Genomic DNA, 12,785 nt, shown 5'->3' with positions numbered 1-12,785 from the left:
TGCCAAAATAAGATGGACATTTAAATTAGTTTTAGGATATCGAATATTAATTGTATATCGCGTTAAACAGTTAGATAAACTATTTTCTTTATGGAGCAATGTGATTAATATACCAATAATCGCGAAGCAGTGACGTCATATAGTTTGACTTGTTTTTCTGCTTGTGTGTTATGGATTACGTTGAATAAATATAGGAAAAAACCGCATTAAATATATGAACCTTTTTAACCATAATGGGTTTATAGAATAAATATAGGATTTTCTATTTGTAATGAATAGAACCACTTCAACAACTGGTTAACCAATCAGGATAAGGTATTCTTCATGGCCCATGATAGTATTTCAATTCCTCCGTTTGATTGTATTGTATTTGGCGGCGCTGGTGATCTGGCCGAGCGCAAACTTATTCCCGCGCTTTATCACCGCCAACTTGTTGGCCAGTTATCGGAACCCGTGCGTATTATTGGTGCTTCACGAAGCGAGATGAGTGACGAGGAATATCGTCAATTTGCTGCCCAAGCCATTAAAACACATGTCGCTAAGGATGATATTAATCCTGAGCAGATCGAAAAATTTTTAAAGCGCCTTTCCTATGTGGCCGTCGACGCGACCAGCGATAAAGGTTGGGGCGATTTAAAGAAAAAAATCGAGGAAGCACCGGTTAATGTCCGCGCTTTTTATTTAGCCGTGGGGCCTGCGCTTTTTGGAGATATAGCAGTAAGACTTGGCAAAAATGGTCTAGTTACCAAGGATACGCGCATCATTGTTGAAAAGCCAATTGGTAAAAATCTTGAAACAGCGCGCGAGCTAAATGATGCAATCGGTCAAGTTTTTCAAGAAAACCAAATTTTCAGAATAGATCATTATCTTGGCAAGGAAACCGTACAAAACCTGATGGCTTTGCGCTTTGCCAATGCACTTTATGAACCATTATGGAATTCTAACCATATTGACCATGTCCAAATCACCGTTGCTGAATCGGTCGGGCTTGAGGGGCGGGCAGGCTATTATGATAAAGCTGGCGCTTTGCGCGATATGGTGCAAAACCACATGCTGCAATTATTATGCCTTGTTGCGATGGAACCTCCCTTTATCAATAGTGCCGATGCAGTGCGTGATGAAAAGCTAAAAGTTTTACGCGCATTACGCAAGGTTACTGACAAAAATGTGCAAACAGCCACCGTGCGTGGCCAATATATGGCTGGCGCTTCTGAAACCGGTCGCGCCGCTTCGTATTTAGAGGATCTTGGTAGCGATCAAAGCACGACAGAAACATTTGTCGCTTTGCGGGTTGATATTGATAATTGGCGTTGGGCAGGTACCCCTTTCTATTTACGTACGGGTAAAAGAATGACCAAGCGGGTGTCTGAAATTGTTGTCACTTTCAAGCCTATTCCCTATTCTATTTTTGGTGAAGACGCAGGTCCGGTTATGGCTAACCGTTTGGTTATCCGTTTACAGCCTGATGAGGGTGTCAAGCAATTTATGATGCTAAAAGATCCAGGTCCGGGCGGAATGCGTTTAAGACAAATACCCCTTGATATGAGCTTTGCTGATTCCTTTGCTGGCCGCAATCCTGATGCCTATGAGCGGCTATTGATGGATGTGATGCGCGGCAACCAAACTTTGTTCATGCGCCGCGATGAAGTAGAAGCGGCATGGAAATGGGTTGACCCAATTCTTGATGGATGGAATGAAACAAAACAACCTGCGCAAGGATATACGGCAGGTACGTGGGGGCCATCTGGTTCGATTGCTTTGATCGAGCGCGATGGTCGCACGTGGAATGATATGGATTGAGGCCCTTTTTATGATTGCATTACATATAGATCGCCATACTTTTGATCGACCAGAAGATCTTGCCCGTTCGCTTGCCGACCGTGTTGCAACCGAGCTTAGTTTGGCGATTAATGAACGCAACCAAGCAACACTTGCCGTTTCTGGCGGCGAAACACCAAAGTTGTTTTTCAATTATTTGTCTCAGATCGATATCCCTTGGGATAAGGTTACTATAACTTTGGTTGATGAGCGTTTTGTGGCTCCTGATAATATTCGTTCTAATGAACGGTTGGTGCGCCAACATTTATTGAAAAACTACGCGGAAAGAGCTCGATTTATCGGGCTTTATATGCGCTCAACCACAGCAGAACTAGCAGCTTTTTCAGCCGCAAGCCGCATAAATAATATTCCTCGTCCTTTCGATGTGGTTATTCTAGGCATGGGGCTTGATGGCCATACCGCGTCATTTTTCCCAGGTGGCGACCGCTTAAAGCAGGCAATTGATCCACAATCGCGTGCCCTTGTTGTGCCAATTCACGCAAGAGGGGCGGAAGAACCGCGCCTTACACTTACCTTACCGCTATTGATCGAGGCACATTTTATTGCCCTTCATATTGAAGGCGAGGCAAAGCTAGAAAAATTCGAACAAGCTTTAGAACTTGGAGAAGCGGCTGAAATACCTGTACGTGCAGTATTGCGCAATGCTGCAACGCCAGTGCAGCTCTTCTGGTCGCCATCCACTGAAAAGGGAGAGCGCAACCCCTATCTTGCTGCTGAAAGCTATTTTGAAATGATTGAAGTGCGTGAGCAAATCGTTGAAAGTGAAGTACAACTAGATATTGAGGACTTCCTTCCAGAATTGCCACTTGGCAATGGCGATCATAATCAGCAGCAATAAATATTAATGATAAAGATAAGCCGTTTAATTTTAAAACTACTTGTTGGTTAAAATTTAAACGGCTTATCATTATTGGAAGTGGCCTTTTAACTCAAATCCTGCAAGTCTCCAGCTAAATGCTTTAGCTAGAATTTAGTATGCTTTAGGTGCAGAACGATTAATTCAATAAAACAAGCACAATAAACAGCAAAAATATATAATTTTGAGATAATGAGTAAAGCAAAAAGTGGCTGGTGTATCGGTTTAAGCTTTACAACATGTTAGATAATAGCTGTTTTTGTGTCCTTTCAGGATATAAGTAAATTTTCGCGATAACTTTGTTAAAAAGCCTTGGAAATATTGGTGTTTTCGGTGTCTGTTTCCCCAATATCATAAAAATTTCTTCATATTCTTTCGTTCAAATGAATATGCCCTACCCCTAGTTATTTTCTTAGTTACTCCTCCTTTATTTATGTATCAATTTTCAACCTGTATTATTGTGAAATGTAAAATTTTCATTTGAGACCATCTTCATTACATAGTGAAAAAAAACGTGTTGGCTTTTTTGCTGATTTTATAATTTTTTCCATATTTTGTTTATCATTATTGTAATATCTATTGCCATACTTGGCGGTTGATCGGTTATTTTCTGCCAATTTTTTTGTTTTTATTCTTTTGGTATAAGGTGGCTTTTTATAGTATCTCGTTGATTTTTTGTGCTTTTTAAAGGTTTTTAAAAAATAATAAAATTAAAAACCGCATTGATCCATCAATATGTTTTATTTGCCACTCTATACAAGGCTGGTTATGGTCAATCGGGTTTTATGAAATATTATTCTTTGAATTAGCTGGTTTTACAGCTATTATAATATAGCACTCCATGCGCTTTATTTTGCATCATAAATCGGGAAAAGGAGAGCATATGCTGATTAAACGCAACACTTCTATACCTCTGCCATATTTGTATAGCCATATGTCTAATAAGGAATATGGAATGGTAGAGTGAATGATGGGTGGCTTATTGGTTTTGAAGGCTTTTGAAGGGCATGAATATGCGTTTTTTGAAAGAAGATAAACAATAGGATAAGCTATGTTTTCTTCCTAAGAAGTCGAAAATACTTTGGAATATGTCTTTGCAAGCGTATAATGATTGAGCGTTTACAAGGGTTTAAAATACGGTCTTAATCGCCTTTTTGGGCATAGGGATAGCGATTTATGGTAAAAAACATTGTATCGGGCAATTGGTTTCATTTTGGACAAGAAAATTGGCAAAGCCAGAAATTGGCAGCGCGTCCTATTCGCGCAGTCTATAAATCTGCCAGTCAATTGCGCGAGCTTGCCAATGAGATGGCAGGGCATGAGCCTATTGCCTTGCCTGAATATGATCCTTTTATTTTTGGCGCTCGCCTGTCAGAAGATTCTAAAATTATACTTTATGTCTTCCGCGCGACTGATGCGGCAGCACGTAATAATGAAACTGTAACACCTGCAGCACAATGGCTGCTTGATAATCATTATACCATTGATAAAGCTATTCAACAAACAAGACGCGATTTTCCACGCGGCTTTTTAAAGCAATTGCCAGCCTATGGCGATAATGACAAAATTGCCCGCATTTTCGCAATGGCTTGGCTTTATGTTGCCCATACAGATAGTAACTTTTCTCTTGAAACCTTGACTGAAATGGTAGAGGGCTATCAAGAAAAAGAGCCATTACGTATTGGTGAATTATGGGCTTTGCCATCAGCGATCCGCTTTTTATTGATTGATAATGCTCGCCGTCTTTGCTTGCGTATTGAAAAAGCCCGCCAAATGCGTTTTAACGCCAATGAAGTGGCCGATAAAATTATTGCCATGGGTGAGGAAGACGACGTTAACGAACTTTTCGCTGGTTATCGCGAATTTTTGGGGGATACAAGTTTTGCCGCCCATTTGCTCAACCGTTTACGCGGAGCATCGGTAGATTGCAGCCGTGCCTTGACCTTGATTGATGACGAGTTAAGCAGACAAAATATTGACAGCGAAACAATCATGGTCAATGAGCACAGCCGGCAAGCAACGGGCGGCGTGACCATGGGCAACGTCATTAAGTCTTTGAAAGCTATTGATGACGTTGATTGGACGTCATGGTTTGAAAGCGTTAGCCATGTTGACTTTTTGCTGCGCAATAATAGTGATTTTTCACAAGTTGATTTTCATTCGCGTAATAATTACCGCAGAATTATTGAAAAGCTTGCCCGTCGTTCGCCCAATGATGAATTAACGGTTACCCGCAAGGCATTAGAGCTTGCCGATGAAACACGCAGCGAGGAAAATGTCAAAGCAAATCCTGCTATTCGCTCGCTTGCTTGGTTTTTAGTGGGTGAGGGGCGTAGCGGTCTTGAAAAAAGATGCGATTATGAGCCGACATTCAACGATAAATTTATGCGATTTTTCAAAGGTCTTGGCATATGGAATATTGCTGTCCCAGTTACCATCCTTACTCTGGTTTTGTTGGCAATTGTCTATTGTTGTTTGCATCTTTTAGGGCTGCCGCAAAGCTTTGCTTTACTCTTTACCGCTTTTGCAATTTTCCCATCAATGGATATTGCTTCCGCCCTTTATAACCTACTCATTTCATGGACGGTGGAACCCAACCGCCTTATTGGTTACGAGTATAAGGATGGTATTCCTGAAGATGCGCGCACCTTAGTTGTGGTGCCAACCATGATCAATTCGCGCGATAGCGTTGATGAACAGGTGCGTAATCTTGAAGTGCATTATTTAAATAACCCCAATGGTGCAATTGGCTTTGTGTTGTTAAGCGACTGGCCCGATGCCAAAGAAGAAGAAACCAAGGAAGATCTTGATCTTCTTGATTATGCCCGCGATGCTATTGCCAAATTAAACCACCATTATTTTGGTGATAATGTACCGCAATTCTTCATTTTACACCGCCGCCGCTTATATAATAAAAGCGAAGGTTGCTTCATGGGCTGGGAGCGTAAGCGCGGCAAGCTGCATGAGCTTAATCTTTTATTGCGCGGCGATCAAGATACGTCCTTTTTCCCAGTTGATCCCAATTTACCACGCAATGTGCGTTATATCATGACACTTGATTCCGATACGCGTTTAACGCCGGATTCGGTTACCTTGATGGTGGGTAAATTATCCCATCCAATCAATCGCCCCGTTCATGATCCAAAGACTAATAATGTTATTGCTGGTTATGGTATTTTGCAACCACGGGTAACACCATCACTCACCACAGGTGAAGAAGCATCGTTCTTACAACGTGTATTTTCGCTAAATCGTGGTATTGACCCTTATGTTTTTGCAGTTTCCGATACGTATCAGGATTTGCTCGGTGAGGGTAGTTTTACTGGTAAAGGTCTTTATGACATTGATGCCTTTGAGCGCGCTATGGATGGCCGCATTGATGAAAATGCTGTTCTAAGTCACGACTTGCTTGAAGGTGGTTATGCACGTGCGGCTCTTGTTACCGATGTTGAAGTGATTGAGGACTATCCAACCGCCTATCAGGTTGATGCTGCCCGTCATCACCGTTGGGTGCGTGGCGATTGGCAACTTTTACCTTATTTGTTTAAAAATCGTGGTATCAGCCTTATCACGCGTTGGAAAATGCAGGATAATCTGCGCAGATCATTAACACCGCTTTTATGGTGTGCTGCCTCGATCGCTGGTTGGTGCTTAATGCCGCTTTCAATAGCTTTGATATGGCAAGCATTTTTGCTTATTGGCATGTTTATTGCGCCAACTTTGGGTGTTTTGCGTAATATGCTATCGATCAATCGCGATTATTCAATCCGTGGTCATTTACAAGCGGTCATAACCAGCATTTCATCAAATACCGCAGAAGCTACTTTACGATTAACCTTTATTGCCCATACCGCTTATTACATGGTCGATGCAATAATTCGCACTCTTTACAGGCTCGGTATTTCTCATCAAAATTTATTGGAATGGCGCTCATCGGCTGCAACTAAATCTGGGCCAAATACCTTAATTTCCTATATTGGTCTTATGTGGCCAGCCAGCATTATTGGTCTTATTGCTATCGCCTTACCAATTATACTAACCGCTCCAGCTGCATTATTGGCTTTACCTTTTGGTTTTGTTTGGTTTTTTTCACCTTTTATCGCTTGGATTGTTAGCCGCTCGGCTGCTGTACAAGATTCGCTGGAACTTCATGCCAGTGACAAAGCGGAACTTCGTCGCATTGCGCGGCGCACTTGGCTTTATTATGAAACATTTGCTAATGAGGAAAATAATTTTCTTCCCCCTGATAATTTTCAAGAAGAGCCAGAACCAATTGTTGCCAAGCGCACCTCGCCTACTAATATTGGCGTTTATTTGCTAGCTATTGTTTCAGCCCGTGATTTTGGTTGGATTAGTTTTAGTGATACTTTGCGCCGCCTTGAGCTTTCGCTTGCGACCCTTGACAAGTTAGAAAAATATCAAGGCCACCTTTATAACTGGTATGAAACCGATAGTTTGCGGCCATTATTGCCGCTTTATGTTTCAACCGTCGATTCTGGCAATCTTGCCGGTCATTTGGTCACCCTGTCATCGGCGTTGCGGTCTTGGGCAGAAGCGCCCGCCGTTTATGTACAAACCGATTTTGCTGGCCTTAATGATGTTAATGATATTATTGAAGAGGCCTTGGCGGAAATCCCCAATGATCGGCGTGTTTTACGCCCATTACGTGCGCGTATTTTTGAGCGTACGCAAAACTTCCGCCGTGCCGTTTTCCAACTATTGAGTGAACCAGAAACCGCGACCTTCCGCATTCATGATATTAGCCTCATGGCAAGTGATATTGCAAAATTGGTACGCGAACTTGACAATGAATTGCATAGTAGCCGCTCTGCGCAGGCCCTAGCTTGGGCCGAGCGTTTGTTAGATACGTGTGCCGCTCATGAGCTGGATATAACCGGTGACCATGATAGCGATTTCTTGCGCGCGCATTTACTGCGTCTTGCCGAGCAAGCGCGCCAATATGCCTTTGATATGAAATTTGATTTCCTTGAGCGCAAGGAACGTCGTTTATTGTCGATTGGCTACCGCGTTCAAGAAAATGAGCTTGATGAAAGCTGCTATGACTTGCTTGCCTCGGAAGCACGGCTTTCAAGCCTATTTGCTATTGCTAAGGGGGATCTTAAGGTTGAACATTGGTTCCGTCTTGGTCGTTTGCTTGTACCCGTTGGTTGGAAAGGCGCTTTGCTATCCTGGTCAGGCTCGATGTTTGAATATTTGATGCCACCCTTGGTGATGCGTGAGCCGCTTGGCTCGCTGCTTGACCAGACTAACCGTCTTGTTGTGCGTGAGCAAATTCGCTATGCGCGCGAACGCTCGCTACCTTGGGGCATATCGGAAGCGGCATTTAATGCGCGCGACCAGCAGATGAACTATCAATATGGCCCCTTTGGTGTACCAAGTCTTGGCCTTAAGCGCGGCCTATCGCGTAATGCAGTCATTGCCCCTTATGCAAGCCTATTAGCTGCGCAATATAGCCCAAGTGAAGCGGTTAGCAATTTGCGCAATTTGCGCAAAATTGGTGCTTTAGGACAATATGGCTTTTATGATGCGGTTGATTTTACTCCTGCGCGTGTACCAGAGGGTAAGCATTGTGCAATAGTGCATAATTATTATGCCCACCATCACGGAATGTCTATTCTTGCCATATCCAATGTCATTTTTGATGGCATTATGCGCGAGCGTTTCCATTCTGATCCGGTGATTGAAGCAACAGAGCTTTTATTACAAGAAAAAGCACCGCGTGAAATCCCCGTTGTCCATGCTAAAACTGCAAATCCAATGCGCTCCGATGCGGGCGGCTTTGAAGATGCGCCCATGCGTATTATCAACGATCCATTGGCGGCAGCGCGTGAAACCTTATTATTATCCAATGGCAGCTATAATGTCATGCTCACTTCAAAGGGCGCAGGCTATAGCCGTTGGAATGATGTAATGGTGACCCGTTTTGAAGCTGATAGCGCGCAAGACCAACAAGGCACTTTCTTATTCCTACGTGATGTGTCAACTGGTCGGTGGTGGTCGGCAACCAGTGAGCCAACCCGTGTGAGTGAGGAAGATTGTCTTTGTGTCTTCACCGCTGAAAAAGCGGAATATCATAAAACTGTTGATGGCATAAAATCAACCGTTGAAGTGATTGTTGCTTCAGAAGGCGATGGCGAGGGCAGGCGGATCGAACTTATCAATACCACTGGCAAAGATCGCATTATCGAGATTACCTCTTATGGCGAACTTGTTTTAACAACCGCAGATAATGATGCTGCCCATCCGGTTTTCTCTCGGATGTTTGTTGAAACTGAAATTGCCGATGACGGCGCAACCATTTTTGCCCATCGCCGCAAGCGTAGCCCCAATGATCGTGATATTTATGTAAGTCATTTTGTTACCGATGCAGCAGGTGCTATCCGCGAGGCGGAAGCTGAAACAGATCGTGCTGCCTTTATCGGCCGTGGTAGAACCATCTGGCGACCAATTATTTTTGATCGTGATAAGACATTTGCAGGCTCATCAGGCTGTGTACTTGACCCTATTGCTGCTATTCGCTGCAAGGTGCGCGTGCCTGCCCACAAAAAAATTGATCTCGTCTTTTGGACACTTGTTGCCGATAATCGTGAAAAGCTAGATAATAACATTGCTTATTATCGCCAACCCAATGCCTTCCCGCGTGAATTTGCTGTGGCTTGGACACGCTCGCAAGTGACTTTATATCAAGTTGGCATTACACCAAAGCAAGCTCTCGATTTCCAAAAATATGCCGGCTATCTTATCTATCCTGAGCGGCCTTGGCTTCCATCAGAGCGCATTGCAACGGGGCTTGGTAAACAATCTGATCTTTGGCCAATGTCAATATCGGGTGACTATCCAATTTTCGTTTTACGCATTAGCAATGAGACTGATATTGGCATTTTACAAAGTCTGTTACGCGCCCATGAATTTTGGCGCACACGCGGTTTGATTGTTGATTGTGTTGTGTTAAATGAGCGTGCTTTTTCTTATGCTCAAGATACACAGCGCGCTATTGATTGGATGTGTGAAGGGTACCGTAATCGCTCGAATGATAGTAATGGAAAGCCCCATATCTTTACCATTCGGCGCGATCAAATTAGTGATGCAAGTTTTGATACTTTACTTAGCAGCGCTCGCATTGTTCTTCATGCCGCTAATGGTACCTTGGCAGAACAGCTAAAGCGCATGGAAAGCATTGCCAATGATCCAAGCAATGGTAAGCTTTCAAATAGTATAGGGAATGACAAAGCATTAGGTAAATCTACGCCACATAATAGCCTGATCATTGCCAATACCAGCGATGAAGCAAGTTTGATTGATAAAGAAGCCAATATAAAACCAAAGGCAACGGCCATCGGCCTTATTAGTAAGGTTGATGATCGCCGTTTTGCCAATGGCAAGGATTTGCAATTCTGGAATAATTATGGTGGCTTTGATACAGATGGTAGCTATGTCACGCGTCTTATTGGTGCTAATACCACCCCTCATCCTTGGATCAATGTCATTAGCAATGAGCATTTTGGCATGCATGTCTCAAGCGAAGGTTCAAGTTTTACTTGGGCTGGTAATAGCCGCGACTATCAATTGACGCGCTGGGCGAATGATCCAGTTTCGAACCGTCCTGGTGAAGCGCTCTATATTGTTGATCGTGATAGTTTGCGTAGCTTCTCTCCGGTATCTGCAGTGGAGCGTGATCATAATGTGGTTTATGAAGCGCGCCACGGGCAGGGCTATTCGCAATTCTCGTCAACCCATGACAAGGTGGATTACCAGTTAACCCATATTGTTGACCCCGTTAATCCGGTAAAATTGTCAAGATTGACGATTAAAAACAACTCAACCACGAAAAAGCGCTTACGGCTTTATCATTATACCGAATGGGTTTTGGGATCAGTACGCGCTAAAAATGCACCTTTCATTGTACCAACCCATGATAAGGCGCGCGGAGCTTTATTTGTACGCAATCCTTATCAAACCGAAAAGGCTGATCTTGCCAGTTTTGTTGCCGCCTCCATTAAGCCAAGCAGTGTCAGTGCAGACCGTAATGAGTTTATCGGCCCATTAGGGGTAATTGAGCATCCGCAAGCTATACGCGATGCAAAAGACCTTTCTAATCGTGTTGAAGCTGGACTTGATCCTTGTAGCGCTTTAGCAATTGATATTGAAATTGCACCAAGTGAAACGAAAGAGGTAATTTTTTATCTTGGTAATGGCAATAATATTGATCAGGCAAAAGTTGTTTTGGATGAAGCCAAAAAGTCAAATTTTGCGGATCTATTGGCCAAGCAAAAGCAATTCTGGCGCGATTTTACCGCACCTTTACAGGTAAAAACGCCAGATCCTTCTTTTGATCTAATGGTCAATCATTGGTTGCCTTATCAAGCCTATGCTTGTCGTATTATGGCGCGGGCTGCTTTTTATCAAGCAAGTGGTGCGTTTGGGTTTCGCGATCAGCTGCAGGATACCTTATCCATGCTGTTGCTCGAGCCAAACCTTGCAAGTGAGCAATTAATCAATGCCGCATCTCGTCAATTTAAAGAAGGTGATGTTCAGCATTGGTGGTTGCCGCAATCTGGATCAGGGGTACGCACGCTTATTTCAGATGATGTGGTATGGCTTGGCTATGGCGTATCGCTTTATGTTAAAGTGACAGGCAATAGCGATATTCTAGACCAAAAAATCGCCTTTATCGAAGGGGAATTGTTAAATGAAGGTCAGCATGATTCCTATTTCACACCAGAGCGCTCAGGGTTAAGTGTTTCGCTCTATGATCATTGCGCTTTGGCACTTGATTTAGCGATAAAACGAACTGGCGAAAATGGTTTGCCTCTCATGCTCGGCGGCGACTGGAATGACGGCATGAATCTTGTCGGCGTTGAAGGCAAGGGCGAAAGCGTTTGGCTTGGCTGGTTCCTTTGTGCCACTTTGCAACAATTTATACCTCTTGCCAAAGCACGCGGCGATGAAGCCCATGTCAATGCTTGGAATAGTCATATTGAACATTTAACCAAAGCCTTGCATGATAATGCATGGGATGGCGAATGGTATCGTCGTGGCTTTTATGATAATGGCGCACCGCTTGGTTCGCATTTGAGCGATGAATGTAAAATTGATACCATTGCCCAATCATGGAGTGTTTTGTCAGGTGTTGCCGCATCTGATCGCCAAGAACAAGCTATGGCATCTATGCTTGAACATCTACTTGATGAAGAAGGCGGCCTTATCCGTTTATTTTGGCCACCTTTTGATAAAACCGTACAAGAACCGGGCTATATTAAAGGCTATCCACCTGGCGTTCGCGAAAATGGTGGCCAGTACACCCATGGCGCTTTATGGAGCATTTTGGCACTTGCAAAAATGGGCAAAGCCGATGACGCCTATAAAGTCTTTTCCATGGTCAATCCCATCAGTCATGGCCAAAAGCCTGAAATCTACAAGGTTGAGCCTTATGCTATTGCGGCTGATATTTATTCTGTCGAGCCGTGGCGAGGGCAGGGGGGTTGGACGTGGTATACGGGGTCTGCTGGCTGGTTCTATCGCGCTGCAACCGAGGCTATTTTGGGTATTCGTAAAGAGGCTGACCGGCTTTATATCAATCCATCTATTCCAAGTGATTGGAAACAGTTTAAGATTGATTATAAAAATGGTGATGCCATTTACCACATCACGGTTACACCAAAGGGTAGCGAGTTAAAAATCCGCGTTAATGACGAGGAAATCGCAGTTGACGAAGGTTTACAACTCGAGGAAAATGGCGAATTTACGGTGAATGTCACCATTCCAAAGCCATAAATATAATATGATAATAATCTGGTGATGGATAGAATTTTCATCACCAGATGAAATAAAATTACAAGCTTTGTCATTTTAAATTGGTGGGCTTAATCGTTTTTCGTTTTTTTAAATTGGCAGTTAAATGTTTCTTTGCTTTGGAAATTAATTCGGTCTTTAATCTTGCTAATATTTATGGCACCTTAAAATCGATTGGCCAAAAAATAAAGATGATAAAACTTTTATATTTTTGCCTTAACGTCAGCTAGGTTCAATATTTTCAGCAATGCCCAAATAAGTTATAAAGGATTTTTAT

3 protein-coding genes are annotated in these 12,785 nt (G+C 43.2%); all 3 read left to right on the top strand.

What is annotated here, in order from left to right:
* The first annotated feature begins 324 nt into the window (after positions 1 to 324).
* On the top strand, positions 325 to 1,800 hold the full coding sequence (zwf, locus tag N5852_RS00515; protein ID WP_262098404.1) for a glucose-6-phosphate dehydrogenase: 1,476 nt from the start codon (positions 325 to 327) through the stop codon (positions 1,798 to 1,800).
* Positions 1,801 to 1,810: 10 nt separating this feature from the next.
* Positions 1,811 to 2,677, top strand: coding sequence for a 6-phosphogluconolactonase (gene pgl, locus N5852_RS00510; RefSeq protein ID WP_262098401.1), 867 nt, complete (start codon positions 1,811 to 1,813; stop codon positions 2,675 to 2,677).
* Between the two features lie 1,194 nt (positions 2,678 to 3,871).
* A complete protein-coding gene (locus tag N5852_RS00505; protein ID WP_262098399.1) occupies positions 3,872 to 12,490 on the top strand; it encodes a glycoside hydrolase family 94 protein in 8,619 nt (2,872 codons plus the stop codon).
* Positions 12,491 to 12,785: the final 295 nt, after the last annotated feature.

The sequence above is a fragment of the Bartonella sp. HY328 genome (genome assembly GCF_025449335.1).
Taxonomy (GTDB): Bacteria; Pseudomonadota; Alphaproteobacteria; order Rhizobiales; family Rhizobiaceae; genus HY038.
The sequence above is the reverse complement of the archived record's forward strand: the minus strand, read 5'-3'. Positions and strand labels throughout refer to the sequence as shown.